The organism is Allorhizobium sp. NPDC080224 (assembly GCF_050281005.1).
In the GTDB taxonomy this organism is placed as follows: domain Bacteria; phylum Pseudomonadota; class Alphaproteobacteria; order Rhizobiales; family Rhizobiaceae; genus Allorhizobium.
Genome location: NZ_JBNNWJ010000001.1, coordinates 2,165,276 through 2,190,766 on the forward strand (window position 1 = coordinate 2,165,276; position 25,491 = coordinate 2,190,766).

24 protein-coding genes are annotated in these 25,491 nt (G+C 61.7%); 5 read left to right on the top strand and 19 right to left on the bottom strand.

Annotated elements, in window-relative coordinates:
• The 6 genes from ACQKP1_RS10865 to ccoN form a co-directional block, all read right to left on the bottom strand.
• Nucleotides 1–489 carry a FixH family protein gene (locus ACQKP1_RS10865; protein ID WP_203016331.1) on the bottom strand — a complete coding sequence of 163 codons (489 nt, stop codon included), beginning with the start codon at nucleotides 487–489 and terminating at the stop codon, nucleotides 1–3.
• Complete coding sequence (gene ccoG / locus ACQKP1_RS10870) at nucleotides 486–2,072, bottom strand: cytochrome c oxidase accessory protein CcoG (RefSeq protein WP_427275231.1); 1,587 nt, start codon at nucleotides 2,070–2,072, stop codon at nucleotides 486–488. The genes ACQKP1_RS10865 and ccoG overlap by 4 nt, the downstream gene beginning before the upstream one ends.
• A gap of 169 nt (nucleotides 2,073–2,241) precedes the next feature.
• A complete protein-coding gene (gene ccoP, locus ACQKP1_RS10875; protein WP_203016335.1) occupies nucleotides 2,242–3,108 on the bottom strand; it encodes a cytochrome-c oxidase, cbb3-type subunit III in 867 nt (288 codons plus the stop codon).
• Nucleotides 3,109–3,111: 3 nt separating this feature from the next.
• Entirely contained in the window at nucleotides 3,112–3,264 is a 153-nt protein-coding gene (locus ACQKP1_RS10880; protein WP_203016337.1) for a cbb3-type cytochrome c oxidase subunit 3, read from the bottom strand.
• A gap of 10 nt (nucleotides 3,265–3,274) precedes the next feature.
• On the bottom strand, nucleotides 3,275–4,006 hold the full coding sequence (gene ccoO, locus ACQKP1_RS10885; protein WP_203016339.1) for a cytochrome-c oxidase, cbb3-type subunit II: 732 nt from the start codon (nucleotides 4,004–4,006) through the stop codon (nucleotides 3,275–3,277).
• Between the two features lie 14 nt (nucleotides 4,007–4,020).
• On the bottom strand, nucleotides 4,021–5,664 hold the full coding sequence (ccoN, locus tag ACQKP1_RS10890) for a cytochrome-c oxidase, cbb3-type subunit I (RefSeq protein ID WP_203016341.1): 1,644 nt from the start codon (nucleotides 5,662–5,664) through the stop codon (nucleotides 4,021–4,023).
• Nucleotides 5,665–5,940: 276 nt separating this feature from the next.
• On the opposite strand from ccoN, the gene ACQKP1_RS10895 reads away from it, so the two are divergent.
• Nucleotides 5,941–6,438, top strand: coding sequence for a hemerythrin domain-containing protein (locus ACQKP1_RS10895; RefSeq protein WP_203016343.1), 498 nt, complete (start codon nucleotides 5,941–5,943; stop codon nucleotides 6,436–6,438).
• A gap of 57 nt (nucleotides 6,439–6,495) precedes the next feature.
• Here ACQKP1_RS10895 and ACQKP1_RS10900 read toward each other — a convergent pair whose 3' ends face one another.
• From ACQKP1_RS10900 to hemN, 8 genes are all read right to left on the bottom strand, one after another.
• On the bottom strand, nucleotides 6,496–7,227 hold the full coding sequence (locus tag ACQKP1_RS10900; RefSeq protein ID WP_427275232.1) for a PAS domain-containing protein: 732 nt from the start codon (nucleotides 7,225–7,227) through the stop codon (nucleotides 6,496–6,498).
• A gap of 236 nt (nucleotides 7,228–7,463) precedes the next feature.
• Nucleotides 7,464–8,387, bottom strand: coding sequence for a lipid A biosynthesis lauroyl acyltransferase (locus ACQKP1_RS10905; protein ID WP_427276439.1), 924 nt, complete (start codon nucleotides 8,385–8,387; stop codon nucleotides 7,464–7,466).
• 10 nt (nucleotides 8,388–8,397) lie between these two features.
• Nucleotides 8,398–9,426 carry a zinc-binding dehydrogenase gene (locus tag ACQKP1_RS10910; RefSeq protein ID WP_006726181.1) on the bottom strand — a complete coding sequence of 343 codons (1,029 nt, stop codon included), beginning with the start codon at nucleotides 9,424–9,426 and terminating at the stop codon, nucleotides 8,398–8,400.
• Nucleotides 9,427–9,596: 170 nt separating this feature from the next.
• A complete protein-coding gene (locus tag ACQKP1_RS10915; protein WP_427275233.1) occupies nucleotides 9,597–10,886 on the bottom strand; it encodes a beta-ketoacyl-ACP synthase in 1,290 nt (429 codons plus the stop codon).
• A 13-nt stretch (nucleotides 10,887–10,899) separates the two neighbouring features.
• Entirely contained in the window at nucleotides 10,900–12,105 is a 1,206-nt protein-coding gene (locus ACQKP1_RS10920; RefSeq protein WP_427275234.1) for a beta-ketoacyl-ACP synthase, read from the bottom strand.
• 101 nt (nucleotides 12,106–12,206) lie between these two features.
• Complete coding sequence (locus tag ACQKP1_RS10925; protein ID WP_054149717.1) at nucleotides 12,207–12,680, bottom strand: 3-hydroxyacyl-ACP dehydratase FabZ family protein; 474 nt, start codon at nucleotides 12,678–12,680, stop codon at nucleotides 12,207–12,209.
• A 27-nt stretch (nucleotides 12,681–12,707) separates the two neighbouring features.
• Nucleotides 12,708–12,986 (bottom strand): acyl carrier protein, encoded by a 279-nt coding sequence (locus tag ACQKP1_RS10930; protein WP_003502893.1) that lies wholly within the window; start codon nucleotides 12,984–12,986, stop codon nucleotides 12,708–12,710.
• 105 nt (nucleotides 12,987–13,091) lie between these two features.
• Nucleotides 13,092–14,441 carry an oxygen-independent coproporphyrinogen III oxidase gene (gene hemN / locus ACQKP1_RS10935; protein ID WP_427275235.1) on the bottom strand — a complete coding sequence of 450 codons (1,350 nt, stop codon included), beginning with the start codon at nucleotides 14,439–14,441 and terminating at the stop codon, nucleotides 13,092–13,094.
• Nucleotides 14,442–14,632: 191 nt separating this feature from the next.
• Here hemN and ACQKP1_RS10940 point away from each other — a divergent pair, with 191 nt between their 5' ends.
• A complete protein-coding gene (locus ACQKP1_RS10940) occupies nucleotides 14,633–15,358 on the top strand; it encodes a Crp/Fnr family transcriptional regulator (RefSeq protein WP_427275236.1) in 726 nt (241 codons plus the stop codon).
• A 60-nt stretch (nucleotides 15,359–15,418) separates the two neighbouring features.
• On the opposite strand, the gene cbiB is transcribed toward ACQKP1_RS10940, so the two are convergent.
• The 4 genes from cbiB to cobA are packed head-to-tail and all read right to left on the bottom strand — an operon-like array spanning nucleotide 15,419 to nucleotide 19,549.
• Complete coding sequence (gene cbiB, locus ACQKP1_RS10945) at nucleotides 15,419–16,396, bottom strand: adenosylcobinamide-phosphate synthase CbiB (protein ID WP_427275237.1); 978 nt, start codon at nucleotides 16,394–16,396, stop codon at nucleotides 15,419–15,421.
• A complete protein-coding gene (gene cobD, locus ACQKP1_RS10950; protein WP_427275238.1) occupies nucleotides 16,393–17,397 on the bottom strand; it encodes a threonine-phosphate decarboxylase CobD in 1,005 nt (334 codons plus the stop codon). Before cobD ends, cbiB begins: the two co-directional genes overlap by 4 nt.
• The gene (locus ACQKP1_RS10955; protein WP_427275239.1) at nucleotides 17,394–18,695 is read right to left on the bottom strand and encodes a cobyrinate a,c-diamide synthase; all 1,302 of its coding nucleotides are present in this window, start codon (nucleotides 18,693–18,695) and stop codon (nucleotides 17,394–17,396) included. Before ACQKP1_RS10955 ends, cobD begins: the two co-directional genes overlap by 4 nt.
• A complete protein-coding gene (gene cobA, locus ACQKP1_RS10960; RefSeq protein WP_427275240.1) occupies nucleotides 18,692–19,549 on the bottom strand; it encodes a uroporphyrinogen-III C-methyltransferase in 858 nt (285 codons plus the stop codon). The genes ACQKP1_RS10955 and cobA overlap by 4 nt, the downstream gene beginning before the upstream one ends.
• Before the next feature lie 107 nt (nucleotides 19,550–19,656).
• On the opposite strand from cobA, the gene ACQKP1_RS10965 reads away from it, so the two are divergent.
• Both ACQKP1_RS10965 and ACQKP1_RS10970 read left to right on the top strand, forming a co-directional pair.
• Nucleotides 19,657–20,793, top strand: coding sequence for a cobalt-precorrin-5B (C(1))-methyltransferase (locus tag ACQKP1_RS10965; RefSeq protein WP_427275241.1), 1,137 nt, complete (start codon nucleotides 19,657–19,659; stop codon nucleotides 20,791–20,793).
• The gene (locus tag ACQKP1_RS10970; protein ID WP_427275242.1) at nucleotides 20,783–21,475 is read left to right on the top strand and encodes a cobalt-precorrin-6A reductase; all 693 of its coding nucleotides are present in this window, start codon (nucleotides 20,783–20,785) and stop codon (nucleotides 21,473–21,475) included. The genes ACQKP1_RS10965 and ACQKP1_RS10970 overlap by 11 nt, the downstream gene beginning before the upstream one ends.
• Before the next feature lie 12 nt (nucleotides 21,476–21,487).
• Here the strand turns inward: ACQKP1_RS10970 and ACQKP1_RS10975 are convergent, their stop codons facing one another.
• A complete protein-coding gene (locus ACQKP1_RS10975) occupies nucleotides 21,488–24,901 on the bottom strand; it encodes a DUF3971 domain-containing protein (protein WP_427275243.1) in 3,414 nt (1,137 codons plus the stop codon).
• Between the two features lie 122 nt (nucleotides 24,902–25,023).
• Between ACQKP1_RS10975 and bcp the strand changes: the two genes are divergently transcribed.
• On the top strand, nucleotides 25,024–25,491 hold the full coding sequence (gene bcp / locus ACQKP1_RS10980; protein WP_427275244.1) for a thioredoxin-dependent thiol peroxidase: 468 nt from the start codon (nucleotides 25,024–25,026) through the stop codon (nucleotides 25,489–25,491).

A 25,491-nucleotide genomic window follows, 5' to 3' on the forward strand; every position in this document is an offset into this window, starting at 1 on the left:
TCATTCTCCCGAAACGGTAATCCGCTTCGCCTCATGCATGATCATCTTGCCGTCTTTGATCGCTTGAATCTCGACGATCCAGCTGCCCGCAAGCACGTCCATCTCGGCGAGGTAGAGGCCGTCACCGGCGGGCGTCAGTTGCAGTTCGAAATCCTGGGCAGTGCCGACTGGACGCTTGAAATGGGCGGTGACCGAATCGGCAACGACCGGGGTGTTTTCAGGCAATGTCAGGCGGTAGCGCATGCCCTTGGCATCGACAGAGAGTTCACCCGCAATACCGGTAGCCAGCATCTCGCGGATGGCGGCAGTCTTGCCGTTGAACTGCTGGCTGGCGACATAGGTGTTCTTCACCACCAGGCCGCTCCACGTCGATGTGGCGAGATAGGCCATGGTGAAGTTGACCGTGATGATCGTGCCGAAGAAGGCCAGCATGATCGCCAGCATGTGCCAGCCAGTAAAGGTGAACGGTTTTTTGGCGTAAGTGCTCATTTTCTGGCTCCCGGCCCCATGAAGATTGCATCATAGACGTCCCGCTCGTCGCCGTCGGCATCCTGGGCGATGAACTGGAAATTCTGGTTGGCATCGGTGACCTTGTCACCGGCAAGTGTAACGAAGACCTTGAGTGTCGTGGCTTCATCCGGCTCGACCGAGACCGTGAAGGCACGCGACGGCGGCTGGTTGATGCCGTTGATCTTCATCGTGGCATCCGGCAATCCCTCGATCGACACCTCAATGTCACGCGGAACGGCGATCATGTTCAGAATGCGCACTGTATAGCCGTTGCGGATCGAACCATCGGATTCGAGCACGAATTGCGGATTGCGATCATGCAGGACGTTGACCTCCAGCCGGTCGCGACTAAGAAGCGCAACCAGCATTCCGACACCGACGGCAGTCCAAACTGCCATGTAGAGGAGCGTGCGGGCACGGAAGATCACGCGCCAGTCGAAATGGCGAATCTTGTCGGAGAAGCTGCCATCGGCATTGCGCACCATCTTCGGATCGATCGCAGTTGCGCCGCCATTGGTGGCGAGCGCCATGTTCGACTGGTACTCGTCGAGCGTGGCATAGGCAATCAGTCCGCGCGGCTTGCCGATCTTGTCCATGACGCCGTCACAGGCGTCGATGCACAGCGCGCAGGTGATGCATTCGAGCTGTTGCCCATCCCTGATATCGATGCCCATGGGACAGACGGCGACGCAGGCATTGCAATCGACGCAGTCGCCGACCGACTCGCCCGCGGCAATCGCCTTCTTGGCATGCCGGGTGCGAGGCTCGCCGCGCCAGTCATTGTAGGTGACGACCAGTGAATTCTCGTCGAGCATGGCGGCCTGAATGCGCGGCCACGGGCACATGTAGATGCAGACCTGTTCGCGCATCAGGCCACCGAAGACGTAAGTGGTGGCGGTCAGGATGGCGACGGTGATATAGGCGACCGGAGCAGCGTTGCCGGTGAGAAAATCCATGGCAAGCGAAGGCGCATCGGCGAAATAGAAGATCCAGGCACCACCCGTAAGCACCCCAATCAGGATCCAGGTCGCGTGTTTACTGACACGCTTCCAGATCTTGTCGAAGGTCCAGGGCGCCGATTCAAGTTTGATGCGGGCGTTGCGGTCGCCCTCGATGAAGCGCTCAACGACGAGGAAGAGATCGACCCAGACCGTCTGCGGACAGGTATAGCCGCACCAGGCACGGCCGACGGCCGAGGTAACGAGAAACAGGCCGAACCCGGCCATGACGAGCAGGCCTGCGACGAAGAAGAACTCCTGCGGCCAGATCTCGATGAAGAAGAAATAGAAGCGGCGATGGGCAATATCGATCAGCACGGCCTGGTCGGGCGCGAATTCGCCACGATCCCAGCGGAGCCAGGGCGTGAGGTAATAAATGCCGAGCGTGATCGCCATGATGATCCACTTGAATCGGCGGAACACCCCTTCGGCACGCTTGGGAAAGATTTTCTTGCGCGATTCGTAGAGCGGACCCCGGCTCTTGGCCGACATCACGGCCTCGGCGTCGAGCCTTTCGACCTCGGGCGCGTCCGGTGCTCGGTGTGGCTCGGAAAGTATGTTCATGGGACGAGAACCTTCTTCTGATGCTCGCCTTGTCCCATCTGGCAGACCAGCACGCCTTGACTTAAGTCAAGCAGCGGCGAAGCGTCGCAACACATATTATTTTTACAATATGGAATCAAAAAAGGGCCGCATCACCGGATGCGGCCCAAGCTTTCGGAGGACAGGTCGATTATTCGCCGCCGCCCAACTGATGCACGTAGACGGTCAGCTGCTTGACAGTGGTGTCGCCCAGGCGCTGGGCCCAGCCGGGCATCGCGCCGTGACGCGGCTGACGGATCTGTGCCGCGATCTGCGCTTCGCCATCGACCTTCAGCCAGATGGCGTCAGCGAGGTTCGGCGCGCCGAAATCACGCCCGCCCTTGGCATCTTCGCCATGGCAGGATGCGCAGTTTTCGGCATAGATCTGCTGGCCAGGCTCGACCATCGAGGCATCGAGGGGCGTGCCGGTCAGGCTGACGACGTAAGCCGCCACCTGCTTGATCTGATCAGCGTCGAGAATGTCAGCATAGGCCGGCATTTCAGAGAACCGGGTGTCCGGATCCTGGTCGTAGCGAATGCCGTGGGCGATCGAGGTGTGGATCGACTCGAGATCACCGCCCCAAAGCCAGTCGTCGTCGTTGAGGTTCGGATAACCGGCGCCACCGGCAGCACCCGAACCATGGCAAGGCGAGCAGTTGACCTTGAATGCGGCTGCTCCGCCGGCAACGGCAAACTGGGTCAGTTCCTTGTCGGCGACGATCTCTTCGAGAGGCAGGGTCGCGATCTTGTCCAGATAGACTGCCTGCGAAGACTTCGCCGCCGCCAGTTCCTGAGCGACTTCTGCACGGCTCGAATAGCCGAGCAGACCCTTGGTGTTGTCGGTCAGGAGCGGCCAGGCCGGATACATGATCGTGTAGCCGATCGCCCAGACGATGGTTGCGTAGAAGGTATAGACCCACCAGCGCGGCATCGGGTTGTTCAGCTCGCGAATGCCGTCCCATTCATGGCCGGTGGTCTCGACGCCGCTGATCTCGTCGATGTGTTTTTTGTCTGCCATTGTTCAATCCTCCTTGAGAGGGATGCTGGCCGCGTCGTCGGCAGGCTTCTTGCCGCCCGGGCGGAATGTGAAGAGGACGACGCCGACGAAGAACAGGGTCATGGCAAGCAGAGCCCAGCTGTCAGCGAATTGGCGCATGGCGGTGTAGGTTTCCATGATGTCCTCCTCAGCGGTAGCCGCTTGCGTCGTCATAGGTGGAGAAGTCGACCAGCGTGCCGAGCATCTGCAGATAGGCGACGAGCGCGTCCATCTCTGTCAGCTTGGCAGGATCGCCGTCGAAATCACCGACCTTGGCCTTCGGATAGCGTTCCATGAGGCCCGTCGTATCGGCGTTAGGATCGGCCTGCGCCTTGAGATCTGCTTCGGCCTCGGCAATCATCTCGTCCGTATAGGGGACGGTGACGGTGCGGTTAGCCTGGAGCATCATGCTGATACTCGTGATCTTGAGCGGCGTGTCCTTCAGGAAGGCATAGCCAGGCATGATCGATTCCGGCACCACGTCGCGGGGATTGACGAGATGCTGGACGTGCCACTCGTTGGAATAGCGGTCGCCGACGCGTGCCAGATCAGGCCCGGTTCGCTTCGATCCCCATTGGAACGGATGGTCGTACATCGATTCCGCTGCCAGGCTGTAGTGGCCGTAGCGCTCGACCTCGTCCTTGAACGGCCGGATCATCTGACTGTGACAGACATAGCAGCCTTCACGGATGTAGATGTTGCGGCCGACAAGTTCGAGCGGCGAGTAGGGCCGCATGCCCTCCACCTTTTCGATCGTGTTCTCGAGATAGAAGAGCGGAGCGATTTCAACGATACCGCCGATGGTCACGACCACCAGCGAACCGAGGAAGAGAAGGCTCGCGTTCTTCTCGAGGATTGCGTGTTTATCAAGAATGGACATGTGAGCCTTCCTTCTTATTCAGCAGGCTGCGCGGCAGCCGGCACGACCGTTCCGGCGATCGGTGCTTCCTGGCGCTCGTAGCCGAGAATGGTCATGGCGACGTTGTAGGCCATGATGATGCCGCCCAGGAGATACATGACCCCGCCGATTGTCCGCAGCACGTAGTAGGGATGCATGGCCGCGACCGATTCGGCGAAGGAGTAGACCAGGAAGCCCTGGCTGTCGTATTCGCGCCACATCAGACCCTGCTGGATGCCGGCGACCCAGAGCACGGCGGCGTAGACCACGATGCCGAGCGTTGCGAGCCAGAAGTGCCAGTTGACCATGCGCATCGAGTAGAGGCGGTTGCGGTTCCACAGCTTCGGCGTCAGGTAGTAGATGGCGCCGAAGGAGATCATGCCGACCCAGCCGAGAGCGCCAGAGTGAACGTGACCGATGGTCCATTCGGTATAGTGGCTGAGCGAGTTGACGGCCTTGATCGACATCATCGGGCCTTCGAAGGTCGACATGCCGTAGAAGGCGATGGCGATGACCATCATGCGGATGATCGGATCGGTGCGGATCTTGTCCCAGGCGCCAGACAGCGTCATCAGGCCGTTGATCATACCACCCCAGGACGGCATCCAGAGCATGATCGAGAACACCATGCCGAGCGTCTGCGCCCAGTCGGGCAGAGCCGTGTAGTGCAGGTGGTGAGGACCCGCCCAGATATACATGAAGATCAGCGCCCAGAAGTGGATGATCGACAGGCGGTAGGAATAGACAGGGCGACCAGCCTGCTTGGGCACGAAGTAGTACATCATGCCGAGGAAGCCAGCGGTGAGGAAGAAGCCGACCGCGTTATGGCCATACCACCATTGTGTCAGCGCATCCTGCACCCCCGAGAAGGCCGAGTAGCTCTTCACGCCAAGGAAGGAAACCGGCATCGCCAGATTGTTGACGATATGCAGCATCGCAATGGTGACGATGAAGGACAGGTAGAACCAGTTCGCCACATAGATATGCGGCTCCTTACGGTTCAGGATCGTGCCCATGAAGGTGATCAGATAGGCGACCCAGACCACGGTCAACCAGATGTCTACATACCATTCCGGTTCGGCATATTCGCGGCCCTGTGTGATGCCCAGCAGATAGCCGGTGGCCGCCATGACGATAAAGAACTGGTATCCCCAGAAAACGAACCAGCCGAGATTGCCGCCAAACAGGCGTGCACGCGAGGTCCGCTGGACGACGTAGAACGACGTGGCGATCAGCGCATTGCCACCAAAGGCGAAGACGACGGCGGACGTGTGCAGGGGACGAAGCCGGCCGAAGGTGAACCAGGGCTCGATATAGAGCTGGGGATAGGCCATCTGCAGCGCAACGACCACGCCGACCAGGAAGCCGACGACGCCCCAGAAGACGGTGGCAATGACGCCGTAACGCACCACCTCGTCGAAATACTCCGACTGGCTTGCCTTGGACTGGCCGGAAGAGGAGGAGGATGCCGTGGTCGGTGCAAACTGCATCCGGCGCAGCATAATGATCGTGCCCCCCGCGAGCACGAAGAAGGCGACCCACATATGGGCCGCGAAGAGGCTGTCATGGGCGAAAGCCACCCCGAGCAGCGCGGCGAAGGCGAGTACCGCCATCACCAGTGTCTCTAACGTATAGTTCATTGTTGGTATCCCCCAACGGCTTGCTGATCTCATCGCGGGGGCCTCGCCCTCAGGAGATTCCTCCCGCGTCGAATGCACCAATCGCATTGGGGCCGCCCAGCCACCTTGATCCAAGTCAATGCAAGTCTCTCTAAAATTCGCGAGGCTCGAAGCTGCAATCGGGTTTGCGACCTTCGGACACCAAGGCCGGCACATCGCTTGGGCCAAGGCCCGCTCGTGCGTGTCTTGGAGCACTGGGGTTACGCGCGGCGAAAAGCCCCGTTGGAGAAAACGGACATGCTGACGAATATCGAAAACAGCAAGCGGAGCGCTAGCGACACGTGGACGGGCAACCGCCTGCTCGATGCAGGCAAACGCGACCTCGCCTGGCTCTACCGCGCTCACACCGAACAGCTCGCGCTCTGCAGGGAACTGGAAGAGATCGCCGACTCACTGCCTGCAAGCATCAACCGGCAGAAATGCATCTATGCGGCAAAGGCGCTCGGCCCCCTTATCAAGGGCATACATCACTACGAGGAGACGGTGCTGTTTCCGCAGCTACAGTCGAGCCCCGACGCGACGGACGCTTTGGGACCGACGCTTGAACGTCTGAAATTTGAACATTGCGAGGACGAGTGCTTCGCCGAGGAACTGACGGATGCGCTGCTGAAGTTGGGATCCGGAGATCGTGTGAACATGGAGGCCGTCGGCTACATGTTACGCGGCTTCTTCGAGGGTATCAGACGCCACATCGCCTTCGAGCGCGAACATCTGCTTCAGGGCGTCACGGATTGAGAGAAACGGTGCGGCAAGAGCCTCCCGTCCGATCCGCACCATGCGCCTCGGCCTTGATCAGGCGGCGACGCCACCATAGACCGGCTCGCATTCCCCAAGCGTCAGGATGGCACCGCTGATGCTGCCGTCTGCAGACCGAAACGGGCTGAAGCGAGCAGGCATGTCGCCGGTGACGGTTGCGGCCGACATCCGGGCCACGAAGGATCCCGAACGTCCTGAGAAAGCCGAATCGAGCGCATCCTGAAGCCAGTCGTGACCGCCGGCCGCAAGGCCGAGATCAAAGACACTGCGCCCAATCAGTTCGATCTGGCGCATGCCGAGCATTCTAGCCATGGCCGTGTTGGCGAAGAGATAGCGACAGTCCCGCGTAACCACGGCTACACGTTCAGGCAGATTATTGAGGATCGCCTCGTTCAGCTGCTCATCGTCACCATCACGCGGCTGGCGCGTGTCGAAAGCGCGTGGTGCGGGGCTCTCCTCACTGCGTTTCGGACCGAAATAGCGTTCGATGAGCAAGGACAGCATAGAGGCGTGGCGCAGCACGCATGAGCCGTCATCAGCGTCCTCCCGCAGCAGCTTCGTCAGAAGACGCATTTGAAGATAGACATCATCGAGATCAGTGGCACGGTAGCTGATCAGCGTTGCGATCATCGGATCGATTTCCCGATCCAGCATCCGGACAAGATGATCGTCACCATTGCGGATGGCCTGCTGCAACTGAAGATTCTTCAACGAAACCGCTTCGAACATTGCCCGCAGATTCGAATCACGGAATTCGCCAAAAGACATCAGCAACCTCATCCCTCAGGTGTGACAAAAGAAATGAATACGTCACACCACTTTCGGCGTCCGTAACATGAGGTTGCGTCACCTTCAATCGCTACGGGCACTCACGCGCATCGCAGCCCAAAAAATATCTGCAATATCAGATGAAACGAATAGGCCATAAATGCACATGGGCGATCGGCGGCGACGCTCGGCGCGCATCCCGATTTATACGTTAAACGAGCCTAAAGCAGAGACTGTCAGATCTTGTCCTTGATCGCCCAGCGATCGTGATACCAGAGCCATTGCTCCGGATATTCCCGAACCCAGGCCTCGACCTTGTCGTTGAGCAGCTGGGCGGTGGCGTTCACGTCCACCTGGCCCCGCTCGTTGCGTGGCACCGTGATGCGCGGCTCGATCTCCAGACGGAAACGATTGCCGGGCAGACGGATGCAGCGGGCCGGATACACTTCGCAGTCGAACTGGCGCGTCAGCTTGGCGAGCAGCGGATTGGTCTTGACCGGCTGTCCGAAGAACTGGGTCTCGACGCCCTTCCAGAATTTCTGGTCGACGAGCACCCCGACGCCGCCGCCCTGCTCCAGCTGCCGGGCCAGTGCGAAGGAGGACCCTGCATGCGACGGCACGAGCTTGCCCATGCGCTTGCGGCGAAATTCGAAGACCTTCTCGGCGATATAAGGGTTGTTCGGCGGACGGAAGAGTACGGTGACATAAAGCCCGAAGGCAGCCCCCGCGACTGGCAGCAGCTCGAAATTCGCGGTGTGACCGGTGAAGACGATGAAGGGACGCGGATTGTCGCGCAGGTCGAGGAACTGCTCGACGCCCGACACCTCCACCCTGCCCTCGCCTGGCTTTTCCGGATCAAAGTCGAACAGACGGTCAAGGAAGACATATTCGGCCGCAAGCCGGCCCATATGGCCCCAGCTCGCCAGCGCGATCTCCTCCCGTTCGGCATCCGACTTCTCGGGAAACGCATTGCGCAGATTCACCTGCATCAGCCGATGACGTTTCGTCTTCGGTCCGACCCAGCGCATCAGCCGGTCGGCAAAGTTGATCGCCGCATCTGCCGGCAGGATCTTCAATGCCGTCAGGAAGCCGAAGGCCGCCTGGGCGACCGACCACTGATAGAACTTGCGCAGCGCCAGAACGATGCGGGTGACGAGCATCCGCACGCGGTCAGTCCATCTTCAGGATGATCTTGCCAAAGACCTGGCGGCCTTCCATGCGGGCAAGCGCCTTGTCGATATCGTCGAAAGACACCTGCGTGTCGATGACGGGATGCACGAGGCCGCGCGCCATCTTCTGCATTGCATCCGCCATGTTTTCCATGCGGCAGCCGAAGGAGCCGAAGAGCTTGAGCTGCTGCTGGAAAAGCATCATCAGGTTCACTTCGGTCGACACACCAGAGGTGGAGCCGCACGTAACGAGGCGGCCACCGCGCTTCAAGCAGAACATCGAGGCTGCAAAAGTATCCTTTCCGACATGTTCGAAGACGACGTCGACGCCCTTCTTCTTGGTGATCTTGCGGACCATGCCTTCGAAGCGGTCGGTGCGATAGTTGATGACGTGATCGGCACCCAGTGCCTTGGCAGGCTCGATCTTGTCGTCGGAACCGACGGTGGTGATGACGGTGCAGCCGATCTTCTTGGCAAGCTGGATGGCTGCCGTGCCGATACCGGAACCGCCGGCATGGATGAGAATGGTTTCACCCGGCTGGAGCTTGGCATTGTCGAAGAGCATATGCTCCACGGTGCCAAAGGTGACGGGAGCGAGTGCCGCAGCAACCGCATCGACGCCCGGAGGGGCAGGCACCAGCAGGCGGGCAGGCAGATTGATCTTCTCCTGGGCAAAGCCGTCGAGATGGAAGCCATGCACGCCGGAGACGTTTTCGCAGAGATTGTCGCGGCCTTCACGGCAGGGCTTGCAGAGACCGCAGGTGCGCGCGCCGTAAACGGCGGCGAGCTGGCCCGGCAGGATATTGCCAACGCCGGGACCGATCGCCTCGACGACACCGGAGGCTTCCGCACCGATGACGAGCGGCATCTTGCGCTTGGCAAACGCCATGCCGCGCCAGCCCCAAACGTCGATATGGTTCAGCGCGACGGCCTTGACGCGAAGCGTAACCTCACCTGGACCCGGCGCATCCGGCTCCGGCAGGTCAACGATTTCAAGCTTGCGGTCTTCGACGAGTTGCAGTGCGCGCATGACATGATTCCTTCAGGGCCTATGGGGCGGATGCGGATGAGGCGTCGTCACGCTTTCATCGTCACACCAGGGGGTACTCCCTGGCATCTGCCGACCTTCGTTGTTCTTGCGAGGTGCGTGGATCCCCGGCCGAAGGCCGAGGATGACGTCCCGAATTGTTGGCGCTGGCCTTAGACCGGTTCCCGCGTCATGACAAGGCTGGCGTTCTGACCACCGAAGCCGAAGGAGTTGGAGAGAACCGCCGAAACGGAGCCCTCCCGCTTGGTGTTCGGCACCACATCCAGCACGATCGAAGGATCGGGATTGGTGTAGTTGATGGTCGGGGGCAAGGTGCCGGTCAGCATGGTCTGGATCGAGAACACCGCCTCCACCGCACCGGCGGCCGTCAGGGTGTGGCCGATCATCGACTTGTTAGACGAGCAAGGGATCGCGTCCTTCAGCCGGTCACCGAAGACCGACAGCATGGCGCCATATTCCATCTTGTCGTTTTCGGGCGTCGAGGTGCCATGGGCATTGATATAGCCGATGGCCTCTTCGGAGAGCCCGGCATCCGCAAGCGCGGCCTTGATCGTCGCAATAGCAGGGCCGCCATCCGGCGAAGAGCGCGTCCGGTGGAAATGGTCGGCCTTTTCACCGCAGCCCTTGATGATACCGAGCACCTTGGCGCCACGGGCAATGGCCGATTCCAGCGATTCCAAGACGAGCGTCGCGGCACCCTCGGCAATCACGAAGCCGTCGCGTTCCTTGCTGAAGGGCTTCGATGCCTTTTCCGGCGGATCGTTCTGGGTGGACAATGCCGAGAGCAGCGAGAATCGGATCACAGCTTCCGGGCTGATCGAGCCATCGGTCGCAACGGTCAACGCACGCTCCGTGCGGCCCTGACGGATCGCCTCAACGCCGAGCTGGATCGCGGTCGCACCGGACGCGCAAGCCGTCGAAAGCGTTACGGGCAGACCGCGCGTGCCGAACTTGTCGGAGAGGCGCTCGGAGATCGAGCCGAACTGTACGGCTTCGAGGAAGACCGGATCCGGCTTTTCGCGCATCGCTGCCAGGAAGCGGTCATAGGCATCGCCCGGCTGCGTCGATGCCGGAGCCCGTTCGGCGAGCGCAAAACGATCATGCCATTCCGGCTCGACCGGCGGGGCCGCAAGGAAGAGCGGACCGTTGAAGTCACCATTGATGCCGGCCTGGGCCAGCGCCTCGATGGTCGTCTCGCGGGCCAGCGCATAGGAGCGTTCGACGGCATTGTTGGCGGGAACGGCAATGAAATCGACCGTGCCACCGATGCGGGTCGACATACCCTCTGTGTCGAAGCGCTTGATATAGTGGATGCCGGACTTGCCGGACGTCAGCTTCGCCCAGTTCTCGGCAAGCCCCTGGCCGAGCGAGGTGATGACGCCCATGCCGGTGACGGCGATGATCGGGCGGCCCAGATGATCCTTGAAACGGCTGTCGGTCATGGATCTATCCTCCTCACGCATTCGCCGAGAGCACGGCAAGGCCTTCGCCTCGCACATAGCCGACGGTGGAGATGATGGCATGTTTGGCGGGGCCTGCCTGAGCGGTCTCGCTCGCGGCATCGAAAGCCGGTACCGTCGCGCCGGAATCGATCGCAAGCGCGGCAAGCGCCAGACCCGCCGGGAACTGCGCCTCGACCGAGTGACCGATAGAACCGGCATAGCCACGCACCGGCATGCCGTCGAAACGTTCCGTAAGGTGAGCCTTCTCCCGTTGCGTAAGGTCGGCGAGGCCGGACGCGCCGGAGAAGATGATGGTGTCACTTGCCGACAAAGCGGCCGCCTCCGGCACCATGCCGCCGAGACGAGCCTCAAGCTTTCCATCTTCGCGTTTGCCGCGGTCGCCTTCTACGGCGTCGAGCACGGCATAGATATGCGCGCCACGCGCCTCGGCGTGTTCACGCGATTCCAGCACCAGGAAGGCGCCGACCGTGCCGAGGATCATGCCGCCGCCCGAGGAACCATCGCGCGACCACAGCGGCTGCCACGGTCCGGTCTGATGGGCACGGATGCCTTCGACCAGAAGCAGGATGTCGGGGCGCTCGGAAACAAAGGCGCCGCCGACCAGTGTATGGGTCGACTGGCCGGCCTTGATCCGGGCAAAGGCGGTTGCGATCGCCGAGATGCCGGCTGCTTCTTCGCCCATGAAGGTGCGCGAGGAACCGGTGACCTTGTGCACGATCGAGATATTGCCGGCGAGCAGGTTGGAAAGCTGCGCCAGGAAGAGCGTCGGGCGAAGCTCGGTCTTCAGCTTCTCGATCAGGAATTTTTCGCGGTCGTTGCGCTGCAAAGCCTCGTCGACGATCAGGCTGTCGACCGCAATGTCACGCTCGCCACCACCGGCGGCGACGATCAGGTCCATGGTGCCGCAGGCGTCGGCATCATCCTTCATGCCGGCGTCGTCGAGGGCGAGGCCTGCTGCAAAGACGCCGAGGCGCTGCCAGTTTTCCATCTGCCGCTGGTCACCACGCTTGGCGATCTGCTGCGACCAGTCGATCTCGGGCAGCTTGTGCACGACATAGGGCGCGAACTTTTCGGTCTCGAGCACCGGTTCCGGGGCGGACTTTGCGGAAAGCAGCGCGAGATGCGCATCCTTGCCGGTGCCGTGGCAGGTGACGATCCCGACGCCGGTGATCACCACATCATTCGGTTGTTTGACCATATGCAATCCTCTCGCCGGCAGGCTCACCGGCGTAAAATGCGGGTTTTCCCGAATAAGGCCCCAAGGTCAATAGGAATTGCGCCCTTGCGGCCGAAAGCGTCTCAGCCTTGGGCAGCCATCGCGGCCATCAGGCCGACTTCCTCGGCGCGTTTGCGCACGATCGGAGCGAGCGGCACCTCGGAGAATGGCATGGTGCGAAGCTTCAGCTGCGCGTCGCAGACCTTCTTGCCGCCGCTCGTGATCTTCGCCTTGGTGACGGCGAAGCCCGATCCGTCATGCTCGAGTTCCGCCTCGATATCGAGAACGGCACCCGGCTCGACGAAAGTGCGCATCTTGGCGCCATCGACCGACATCAGGAAAGGCATGGCCTCGAAGTCCTTGACGGCGAGCAGCAGCATGCCGGAGGCCTGCGCCATGGTCTCGATCAGGAGAACGCCAGGCACCAGCGGCATGCCGGGAAAATGCCCTTCGAAGACAGGGCTTTCCATCGGCACAGTCGAGGTGGCCTTCAAACGACCAAGGCCGAGATCAACGCTCTCGACCTTGTCAATCATCTGGAAATATTCAAGCAGCATGACGATTTCCGCTCCTTTGGGGGCGGGTCAGCCCTTGGCGGCGCGAAGTTCGTCGATCTTGGCGCAGAGGTTCTTCAGCACGAAGTATTCTTCGGTCGAAACCTTGCCTTCGTTGACTTCCTGCGTCCACTGCTCGAGCGGGATCTTGATGCCGAATTCCTTGTCGATCGCAAAGACGATGTCGAGGAAGTCGAGGCTGTCGATGCCGAGGTCATCGATGGTGTGGCTTTCCGGCGTAATCGTTTCGCGGTCGATTTCGCTGGTCTCAGCAATGATGTCGGCAACTTTGTCGAATGTAGCGGTCACGCCAGTACCTCATGTGTCTTAAATTCTGGGTTCCACATAAGGAAAACACGGTCAAATGCCAATGGTGGTTTTGTGCGGCATCCAAATTTGGAGCCGAAGTGTTGCTTAAACAGCAATCGAATGCCGTCCCTTGCCATTGGCGAGATAGCTGTCGAAGACGGCGGCAATGGTCCGGGCGAAGGGCCGGCCGGCATCCGTGATGACGAAGCGATCCCCCTCGATGAGGCAGATCCGGTCCTGGTTGGATAGCGCAAAGCTCTTCGCCTCGGCGGCGATCGCATCGACCGCATCACCGAACTCCTGCCGCAGGTCAGAGAAGGACATGGCGAAGCGGCACATGATTTCCTCGATCACCCGACGGCGCAGCCTGTCGTCTTCACTGACCTCGATGCCGCGGACGGCTGCCAGTCCGCCGGCGTCGGCCATGCGCTGATACTCGCCGGTGGCCGGCATGTTCTGGACATAACCCTGTGGCAACTGACCGATCGAGGAGGCACCGAGCCCGATCAGCGCTTCGGCGGCATCGTCGGTATAGCCCTGGAAATTCCGCCGCAGCCGCCCTTCCCGCGCCGCGATCGCCATTCGATCGTCGGGCAGCGCGAAATGGTCGATGCCGATTGGCTCGTAGCCAGCGGCAACCAGCATCGAGGCGGCAAGGTTCATCTGCGCGAAACGCTCTTCCAACCCAGGCAGAATTTCGTCCTTGATCATTGTCTGATGCTTCTTCATCCACGGCACATGCGCATAGCCGAAGAGCGCGATGCGGTCGGGGGCAAGGGACAGGATGTCCTTCACCGTTTCAGCCACCGTCGCCTCCGTCTGGTGCGGAAGACCGTAGAGGATGTCGCAATTGACGGAATGCACGCCCCGCGCCCGGACAGCCTCGACCACCGACTTCGTGTGTTCAAATGTCTGGATACGGTTGATCGCCTTCTGCACCTCAGGGTGGAAGTCCTGAACGCCGAGGCTGGCGCGCGTCATGCCGATGGCGGCAAGCGCATCGTAGCGCGGTTCGTCGAGGTCGTTCGGATCCATCTCGACGCTGATCTCGACATCCTCGGCAAAGGTGAAGGCCGAGCGCAGTGCTGCCATCAAGTCGATCATGTCATCTGGCCGGACCATCGTGGGAGAGCCCCCACCGAAATGAACCGCCGTCACGGCAGCGTCACGACTGACCAGCGCGCCAACGGCCGCGATCTCCTTCTTCAACGATTCCAGATAGATCGAGATGGGCTCGTATTTCAACGTATGCTTGGTGTGGCAAGCACAGAACCAACAGAGACGGTCACAATAGGGGACGTGGATATAGAGCGAGATGCGCTCCTGTCCAGTGATTGCCTGCAGCCACTGCGCATATTTGCCGCAGTCGATGCCTTCGTGAAAATGTGGCGCAGTGGGATAGCTGGTGTAACGAGGCACAGCGCCGGAATACTTGGCCAGAAGGGAATTTTGCATGGTTTTGCGCTGCCTTGAGACGTGTCGAGCTACGACCAAAGATAGCGCCGGCTATCGTGCCGGCCTTTGACATCGATCAATTTGCTGATACATTTCTCACGTAGAGTTTATTGAAACTCAGAAGCCTAAATTGGGCACTGACCGCAGGTGACGCATGGCGTCCGGAGCCGGTTTTACGGGATGGCACGACCATGGACACTTTCAGAAAACATTTTCCGGAATGTGAGGCTCCTGCCGTGTGTCGATCCTGCGAGGCGCGCCACGGCGGACTTTGCTCCGTGCTCACCTCTGCCCAGCTGACCGAACTCAACAAGCATTCGATCCGCCGCCGCATTGACAGCGGCAACGAGGTAATCGGCCAAGGCGAACAGGTCGGCAGCTACAGCAATATCCTGAAGGGCGTCATCAAGCTGTCGAAGATGATGGCGGACGGCCGCCAGCAGATCGTCGGCCTGCAATTTGCGCCCGACTTCCTTGGCCGCCCGTTCCTCGGCGAAAGCACGATCACGGCGGAAGCCGCAACGGATACGGAAATCTGCACCTTCCCGCGTAACATCGTAGACCGCATGGTTGGCGAAGTGCCCGACATGGAGCGCAAGCTGCATGCCCAGTCGTTGAAGGAGCTGGACGAGGCCCGCGACTGGATGTTGACCCTGGGTCGCAAGACCGCCCAGGAAAAAGTGGCGAGCTTCCTCTATCTGATCGCGACGCACATTGATCCCGAAAGCGAGGGCACACAGACCTTCGATCTGCCGCTGTCGCGCGCAGACATCGCCGACTTCCTTGGCCTGACCATCGAAACCGTCAGTCGCCAGATGACCAAACTGCGCAAGGACGGCATCATCGTCATCGAGAACAACCGCCACGTCATCGTGCCGAAGCTCGAACGCCTACAGGACGCGGCGGGGATCGACTGATCAGTTCTGCTGTAAGGGGCGAAACCGGGGCATACCGCGAGCCAGTCTAAGCTCGAAACGTCAGATGATTTTCGAGATGGCCCATATCAGGGCGATTAATCCCGCCATGACGCCGCAGGCTGCGTAGAAAACACCGATTCCCGCAAGGATATCAGCAGGCCCGGCATCGCTGCGGCCGGATGCATGCATCATCGGCTCGCTGACCCTGACGCCGCCATAGACCCGCGGGCCGGCGAGTTTCAGATCGAGGGCGCCCGCCATCGCCGCCTCCGGCCAGCCGGAATTCGGCGAGCGATGCAATCCGCTGTCGCGCAGGGCCGCAGACAACGACCGACGGCCCGCCCCTGCCCCGCGTTTCAAGACTGTAGCGAGGGCAATGAAGCCGGCGGAGAGACGCGCGGCCGGCCAGTTCGCGAAATCATCGAGCTTGGCTGAGGCCCAGCCGAATTGCAGGAACCGCTCATTCTTGTGGCCGATCATCGAATCAGCCGTGTTCAGCATCTTGTAGGCAAGGATGCCGGGAAGGCCGGCAACCGCGTACCAGAAGACCGGTGCAACGACGCCATCGGCAAAGTTTTCGGACAGGCTTTCGATCGCCGCGCGCGAAACGCCGGCCTCGTCGAGGGTCTTCGGATCACGCCCGACGATCATCGCAACCGCTTGCCGACCACCCTCAAGACCATCACGCAAGAGACCGTCGGCCACCGCCTGGACATGGTCGCCAAGGCTCTTCTGGGCAAGGAAGACGGCAACGACGATCAGTTCGAGGATGATGCCGAGGAGGCCGAGTTTACCGAACAGGGCAGAAAGCAGCATGCCGAAGACCGCCGAGCCGGCGAGCAGCGCCACGATCGTGAAGACGCCATTCAAGCGTCGACCTTCGGCTGTCAAACTTGTCCTGTTCAGGCGCTTTTCGAACAGATCGATCGCCTTGCCGAAGATCACCACCGGATGCGGCACCCGTTGCCAGAGCCATGGCGGATCGCCGACGACCCGGTCGAGAACGATGGCGGCAAGAAGGAGCAGCAGGTGGTTCATGCCCTCACACTCCGGAAAGTTCTGAGCGCCTCGCGGAGACGCGCATCGCCGGTCTCGTCGGGGGCAAGGCCGAAACGCAACCAGTCCGACCGGTAGTCGAACTTGCGCGTCAGGATCTGGCGGCTGCAGAGATGCCGGTGCAATTCGCCGGCGCTCGCATCTTCGACGAGCTGGAAGAGATCGGTGCCACCGCGGATTGTGAGGCCGGATTCGGCCAGAATATCCTGAAGTCCAAGCGCGCGGCTTCGGATATGCTGGGCAATGAGGCCGGTATCGGACGACATCAAATGCTCGGCAAGCACGAGCGCCGGGCCGGACACCGCCCAAGGTCCAAGCCACTCGGAAAACCGTGCTGTGACGTCGTCGGCGGCGATGACGAAGCCGAGGCGAATGCCGGCAAGGCCGAAGAATTTTCCGAAGGAGCGGAAGACGATGAGGTTTGCACTGTCATCGCCTGCAAGGCTCTGCTCCGGCAGCATGTCGCCGAAGGCCTCATCGACCACCAGTATGCCACCACGGTTTGCGAGATCGGCGGCCAGCGCTCGAAGCTCGGTCGGTGTGTGGAGCCGTCCGTCCGGATTGTTCGGATTGACCACCACGACAAGACCGTGCGCCGTGCTGACCAGATTGAGATCACTGACCGCATCGACCGTAAGACCGGCAAGCGTGAAGGCGCGCGCATATTCGCCATAGGTCGGCGACATCACGGCAACCCGGGCGCCTGATGGCACCAGGCGCGGCAGCAATTGGATGACCGACTGCGTGCCCGGAACAGGAAGGGGCAGCCGATGGCCCGAGCGATAGAAGCGCTGGGCCGCCTGCCGGGAAGCCACCTCCCGCTCCTGGTCTGGCAAGCGATGCCAGGCCCGCATCGGGATCTCGGGCAGATCAGGCGGACAGGGATTGATGCCGGTCGAGAGGTCGAGCCAGTCTTCGATGCGCCCGCCATAGAGGACTGAAGCGGCAGCGAGACCGCCACCATGCTGGATCGGCCCGCTCATGCGCCCTCGCCCGCGACATCGACGAGGTGCATGTATGACCCGGCTACGGATCCACGTCTCAGTCCGACGGCACCGAGCGGTTGGCCGAGAGCGTCCTCTGCCTCGAACAAACGGTCTGCCGCGCCTTCCGAAACAACCGTGGAATAATGGAATTCGTGGCCGGTGTAGTTCTCACCGAACAGATCGGGAGCGAGCGATCTCAGCTGCCGATAACCGAGATGCCGTTTGCGTGTCGCGTAGCTCGTCACCAGCGGCAAGAGCCCGAGCATGGCGTGGCGATGGCCGTCCGCATCGACGAGCCCCTCGCCCAGCACCATATAGCCGCCACACTCACCATAGATCCGCACTCCGCGGTCCGCCGCGGCCATCATTGACGAGCGGAAGCCGTCAGCAGTGGCCAATCTCCCGGCATGCAGTTCGGGATATCCGCCCGGAAGGTAGATCGCATCGGCATCCGAAGACGGACCCTCGTTCGCGAGCGGCGAAAAGAAGGAGAGTGTCGCACCTTGCCTCCGCCAGCCGTCCAGGAGATGCGGATAGGAAAAGGCAAACGCGAGATCGCGGGCAACGGCGATGTGCTGACCGAGCGGGGCGATGCCTTGCACCGGCGCGCTCTCTCCGCGAGGCGCGCCCTGAGCGACCGCATGCAGCACGTCAAGATCGACGCCCGCATCGATGGCATCGGCCGCCCGCTCTATGAAGCTTTCGAGAGTCGCATGTTCACCGGCCTGCACCAGGCCAAGATGCCGCTCCGGCAGGGAAAGCTGCGGGTCACTCCTGAGGCAGCCGAGAACCGGCACCTCGGTCTTTGCCATAGCGGCGCGCAGCATCGCCTCGTGACGATCGCTACCGACGCGGTTGAGGATGACTCCGGCGATCCGCACGTCAGCCCGAAAACGGGCGAACCCGGTTGCGACGGCTGCGACGGATTGCGACGTGCGGGCGCAGTCGACCACCAACACGACCGGCAGGGACAGGAGGCTTGCGAGATCCCCCGCACTTCCCCTCCCGTCGGCCGCGCCATCGAACAAGCCCATCATCGCCTCGATGACCAGCAAGGCATCAGGCGATGTCTTGTTAGCCTGTGCGCTGAGAAAAGACGGACGCATGGCCCAGGGATCGAAGTTGAAGCAGGGTGTACCACTCGCAGCCGTATGAAAGGCGGGATCGATGTAATCGGGGCCGGCCTTGCCAGGTGCCAAAGCCACACCACGACGCCTCAAGGCCCGCATCAGGCCGAGCGTCACCACTGTCTTGCCCGAGCCGGAAGCCGGCGCGGCGATCAGCAATCCGCTCATGCCGTGTCTTTCCGCTCCACGGCGAAGGGATCGGGCAGAAGCGTGCGGCCCGAAAGGGCGCCCAGCCAGTCGAGTGACGGCCGGAGGCGGACGACCTCGCCGATGACGACGATCGCCGGCGGTTCGATGCCGGCTGCTAGCATGTCGGCCTCGGCACGACCGAGCGTGGTTTCCAGCACCGTCTGTTCCTGGGTCGCGGCATTGCAAACAAAGGCCACGGCCTCGTCTGGCCGGCGTCCGGCGGCCATCAGATTGGCGGCGATCTGGCCCATGTGTTTCATCGCCATATACATGACGATGACGGGTGAACCGCGACCGATGGCGGCCCAGTCGATTCGATCGGGCACGACACCGGAGGAATCGTGTCCGGTGAGGAATGTCACCGCGTGGTTGACTTCGCGGTGGGTGACCGGGATCCCGGCATAGGCGAGGCCACCGATCCCTGCCGTGATGCCCGGAACGATGCGGAAGGGCACGCCATGTTCGATAAGCATCAGCGCCTCTTCGCCGCCACGCCCGAAAACGAAGGGATCGCCGCCTTTCAGCCTCAGTACACGGTGACCGGCTTTGGCGAGTTCGACGAGGCGCAGCGAGATGTCGCGCTGCTTGGCGGAGGGTTTCCCGCCGCGTTTGCCGGCATATTCGAGAATGGCACCGCTGCGCGCGAGTTTGAGGCAGTCGTCGTTCACCAGAGCGTCGTGCACGATGATATCGGCTTCCGACAGTGCCTTGGCCGCGAGCAGCGTCAGGAGGCCCGGATCGCCGGGGCCGGCGCCGGCCAGCCACACGTGACCGGGCTCGATGGCCGGCAGGCTCGTGGGCAGGGCTAGACGCGTCGTGTCACTCATGGTCATGGTCTAGGCCTCGTGCGGCAAAAATGCAATTCCGCCATGGCTCTTTCCGACCCAAACCTTCGGCCACATGCCTTCCTCAAGACCACCGGCTCGCCTATAAGCGGTTCATGAGTGACGTCGAGAAACAGGCTGCCAGCAACGCGACCGAGGGCAACCGGCTTGAAAAGCCGGAAGGCGCCCCCTTGCGCAATGGTTGGACGACGGGCGCCTGCGCGACGGCTGCGACCAAGGCCGCCTTCACGGCCCTCCTGACGCGCAGCTTTCCAGACCCGGTCTCGATCACCCTGCCGAAAGGCGAAACGCCGGCCTTCGCGCTCGCCCGAGAAGGTTTCGACGGTGAGAGCGCCTATGCGGGCATCGTCAAGGATGCCGGTGATGATCCGGATGTGACCCATGGTGCCACCGTAATCGCGACCGTGACGCGCCTACCCCCCGGAAGCGGCATCCGCTTTGTGGCTGGCGACGGGGTCGGCACCGTCACCAAAGCGGGCCTGCCGATTGCAGTCGGTGAGCCGGCGATCAATCCGGTACCCCGTGCCATGATGACGGCGGAAATCGAAGCGATTGCTGCAGCCCATGAGGTCGCGCCGGATCTCGAGGTGAAGATCTCCGTTCCCGGCGGCGCACAGATCACAGAAAGCACCTGGAACCCGAGGCTTGGCATTCTCGGCGGAATCTCCATTCTCGGAACGACAGGGATTGTGCATCCCTTCTCCTGCGCCGCCTGGATCCATTCGATTCACCGCGGGATTGACGTCGCCCGCGCCGAAGGCTTGACCCATCTGCTCGGCGCGACTGGTTCGACCTCGGAAAAAGCAGCCCAGATCTTTCACAAGCTGCCGGACGGCGCCCTGATCGACATGGGCGACTTCGCCGGCGGATTGCTCAAATACCTGCGTGCCCATCCTGTCCCGCGGCTGACGATTGCCGGCGGCTTCGCCAAGATGACGAAACTGGCCCAGGGCACCCTCGATCTGCATTCCTCACGCAGTCAGATTGACAATCACTTCTTTCTTTCAATGCCTTGCAGCGATATTCTCACATACTCTGCCCGTCGAGCCGTCGAAAATGCCAACACTGCGCTCGAAGTGCTTGAAATCATGACGCGAGAAGGGGCCGCCATCGCCCCTGCCATTGCCCAGGCGGCAAAGCGGACGGCCGAAGGTGTGTTACGCGACAGCGGCGTGGCGGTCGACATCATCGTCACCGATCGCAAGGGAACGATCATCGCCCATGCCACCTGACCCAGAGCATGCACCGCAGAAAGTCCTGATCCTCGGCGGCACGGCCGAGGCCCGTCTTCTGGCGGAAAGGCTCATCGCCGAAGGCCATCTTGTCACCACCTCACTTGCTGGGCGGACGAATGACCCGATCCTGCCTGCGGGCGCCGTTCGGATAGGAGGCTTCGGAGGGGCAGAAGGTCTGGCAGTCTATCTACGGGCGGAGGGCATCGACCGGATGATCGACGCCACGCATCCCTTCGCGCGGCAGATCAGCGAAAACGCCATCAAAGCCGCGGCGATATCAGGCGTGCCGCTCGAACAGCGGCTGCGCCCGCGCTGGCAGAAGCAACCGGGAGACCGCTGGAGGAGCGTGGCCACGCTCGAGGCGGCGGCCGAGGTCTTGCCGTCGGGCGCGACGGTGTTCCTCGCCCTTGGCCGGCAACATCTGGACGCCTTCGTCGGGCGCGACGATTGCCGCTTCGTGGTCCGCATGGTCGATGCGCCGGAGATGCCACTCGCCTTCGCGGATTACACCCTCGTCCTCGGCAAACCGGCAAGCGATCCCGACCGCGAGGCAGACCTCTTCACGGCATACGGGGTCACACATTTGGTCTGTCGCAATTCGGGAGGTCCCGCGGGTTACGCCAAGATCACTGCGGCGCGACGTCTTGCCCTGCCGGTCGTGATGCTCGAACGCGACTGAACAGCTTGCGGCTCAGCGGAACTCGAAGATCTGGCGGAACACACCCGGCGCGATGATCGACAGGGGGTTGATCACCAGATTGGGCTTCATCGTCGGCCCAGTCAGCTTGAAGGTGATGCCGAGCAGGCCGCGGTCACGCCCATTGCCGAGAATGGCACCGATCACAGGCAATTCGCCGAACAATCGGTTTAGCCCATAGGCTGGCATGAAGGTACCGGTCAGGTCGATGCGTCCGGATTGATCGCGCACGATCCCCTGGAAGGTCGCGCCCACCTGCTCGCCGCGCACGATACCGTTCTCGACGCTGAGCGTGCCGCCGACCAGGGAAAGGCGGGCAAAAGCGCGCTGGAAGCGCGCGGAGCTCACGTCGATATCGCTGCGAACGGCATTGTTGAGGCTGCGTCCGTCGGCACCGGTCGGCGCGGAGACGATCGTCTGGAGCCGCTCTTCGTTTTCGACCTGGAAGTTGCGTAAATCGAGATTGCCGCTCCAGGCGCCGTCGCGGGTTTCCGTCAGGCGCAGGTTGGCAAGACCGCCGCCGAGGCGTTTGTAGGCGTCGAGAAAACGCAAGACGGCACCGGCATCGCTGGTGGTGACGGAAAGTTCTCTCAAGCCTTCAGGTTGACGCAGTTTAGCGACCAGCGCCTGACCGCTGCCCGTGACGCCGGAAAAGTCGACGGCACTGATCCGGCCTTTGCTCGCTCCATAGATGATTGAAACACCCGACAACTGCTCGCCGCTGAACCCGACCACGCGGTCGAAGCGCCCTTCGATCTTGAGCGAAGTTCGCGAGGACTTTGTGTCGCCGCTATCGCTGGACGGCCGTTGCAAGGTGGAGATCAGCGAGCGAGCGTCGAAGGCGCGGCCATTGGCCACGACCGAATAGACGCCCCTGCTGAGACGAACGGTCAGCGCCACCTCGTCTTCCGGCGACAGGCGGACGCGAGACAGATTGGCGGCGACAAGCCCGGTATCATCCGCGGTCATGTCGCCGGAGGCGCCGAAGCCCTCACCATCCAGAGCGAACTTGCGGATCAGCGACAGCTTTCCGTCCTTGGCCAACTCGAACTTGGCGGTTGCGCCGATGCCTTGCCCCTTCGACCACCCCACCCAGGGAATGGTCAGCGTCGCGGATCGGAGATCAACGGAGACGGCCTGGGTCGTTTCATTGATCCGGCGAAGTTCCAGCTTGATCGCTCCATTGACGATCTCACCGAGGCCCGGCGCAAGCTTTTCGCGGGCCGCATTGTCGAGCGTCGCCGTGACCACCCGTTCCCGGAGAACAGCGCCTTCGCCGCGACGCACCGGCTCGGTGAGGTTCACCTCCATGGGGACGTCATCGATTTTCGCCGATGCAGCGAGCTTGGCCTTGTCGCGATCGACCGACAGGGATCCGGTGACATCGGCGATCAGACGCCCGTCAAAGGGTTTGGCCACATCCACGTCGTCGAGCGCGACCTCCGCCGTCCAGCTCGGTTCGGGTGGCGATTGATCGGGCACCAGACCGAGGCGGATCTTCGCCTTTCCGCGGACCTTGCCGGAAAAGTCCGAAGGCTCGAGGTCCACAACCTTCAGCGCTTCGATCGGCTTGAAGGAAACGAGTTCGGCCACCGCATCCGCAGCACCTGCGATATCGAGGTCGATATCCGCCATCAGAGGCTTTTCATAGGCGTCCTGCAACACCAGGCGACCGCTCTCCAACTTGACCATGCGGCCTGACGGGAAGAAGGACCCGGCCGAGCGAATGGCGACATCGACCCGCTCGCCGACCATATCGAAGCGGCCATAGACGTCACGCAGCGGCGGCAGTTCACCTGTCAGGTTGAGACGCGCATCTTCCAGATCAAACCCGATCTTCAGTTCGTCGGCATTGAGCCGCACCGGCGTCGGATCGATCGACAGGCGGTTCTGAGGAATGAAGACATCGATCGTACCCTTGGGGATCATGCCGCCATAGAGGTTTTCGAGAACCCACTGCCGCGGCTTGGAGGCAATCCAGTAGGGCCACAATTGCTTCACCACAGTGGTGCGCATGTTCTCGACCACGGCGTTGAACCGGATCTCCGGCCCCGTTCCACCGAAGCCTACCTGCAGCTTGCCGCGCATGTTGCCTGACGGCGTGGAAACGTCGAGCGTGTCGAGTTGCAGGCGGTTTTCGCCAACCAGGTAGCGACCATAGCCCTTCAGGAAGAAGGGAAACGGTGCTTCGCCAGCGCTCGGCACATTCGCTCGGCCATCGGTGACCACGAGATCGATGCCGAAACCCTTACCGAAACTGCTGCCTTCCGGCAGCCGGTCGAGATCGATCAGGCCACCGGACAGCGGAAAAATGGTTTGATCGAAACGCGCGGTCGAGTCGGCAAGCTCGATCGTGTCCTTGGCGAAGTCGTAGGAGAGCTTGAGACGGGCATCGGTAATCTCCTGCCGTTGGCCGTCGGAGTAGAAGCCGGCTTTCTGCATGTTGATGCCAAGCGAAACGCTGGCACCCTGATCCGGCGCCTCGCGCCGAGCATTGAGCAGCAATTCGGCCGAACCTTCGATCCCCTGGCGCGCCTCGCCCGTGCTGGAACGTCGCAGCAGGAACGGGGTCACCCGCATATCGGCAACGCGCATCGTCAGCGATTCGGCCCGACCATCGACATTCGTCGTCAGCGCCGTCAGTTCCGTTTGTTGTCCGTTGACCGCGACCGCACCGAAGATCGAAAGCGAACCGTCATCGCCGCGTTCCAGCACGATGTCGTCGATCGCAAGCGTCATAGGCCGCCCACTGGCACTCGTGGATGCGATCTCCAGTCCGGCAAGGCGCATGCGGTCGAGACCGCCGCGGGCGATGAAACCCTGCAGCCGGTCGAGTTCGGCAAAGGCATCTGCCAACCGGGCCGGAATATGATCTATCCGCCAATCCGAGATGTCGACAGGCTCCCCCTTCGGCAACACCGTCGCATCGAGATCGATGCCCTCGCTGACGATCTCCCGGATGGAGAACCGACCGCCGAGAAGCGCCAATGGTTCGAGGATGAAGCGGACCGAATTCGTCAGGGCAACCCGCTCGCCGCCCGCCTGTTCGTGCAACGTGACATCCCGCGCCTCGACGGACAATTCCATCCCATTGGAAAAGCGCACCTCCGTGCCGCCAATTTTGGCGGTGAACTGCGGTCCGAGGGCATTGTTGAGGACGGCCTGCGCCCGTTGCGCAAGGGCGGCATCGAGCGTGCCGCTTTCGACCACGGCATATACAGCAAAAAACACCACGACCCAGAGCCCGGCGAAGCCGGCCAGCACCCGCAACAGGCGCCGAAACAGCGATCGCTTCGGCGGCGGACAATGCACGATGAGGGGATCCTCGGCCTGGGCAGACGGAAGAGCATGCAGCGGCACAATGTCCCGCTTGCGAAACCGTAGCTTTTCGCCCCGGATCTCCGACATGTCCTGGTGATTGTCTCCGTCGATCGATGCCGCTAACAAGTCGCTCTGGACGACTGCGGAGCGGACTATATATCGAAGTCGCCCACGATCACCCACAAAACGGGCAAAAGAAAGGTTATCCCATGACGGATTTGGCTGCCGGGGACATGGCCCCCGATTTCTCTCTGCCCCGCAATGGCGGCGGCACCGTTTCGCTTTCCGATTTCGCAGGAAAGCCGGTGATTCTCTATTTCTACCCCAAGGACGACACGAGCGGTTGCACGACGGAGGCCGTCGACTTCTCGGGCCTGACGGAGGAATTCGCAAAGCTCGGCGCAACCGTCATCGGTGTCTCCCCTGATTCGGTGAAGAGCCACGACAAGTTTGCCGCCAAGCATAACCTCTCGGTGGTGCTGGCATCTGACGAGGAGCACAAGGCACTGGAAGCCTATGCCGTCAGGAAAGAGAAGAGCATGTACGGCAAGACCTATATGGGTGTCGAACGCTCCACCTTCCTGATCGACAAATCCGGCAAGGTTGCCGAGGTCTGGCGCAAGGTGAAGGTTCCCGGCCATGCCGAGGCCGTGCTGAAGGCGACACAGGCCCTCTGA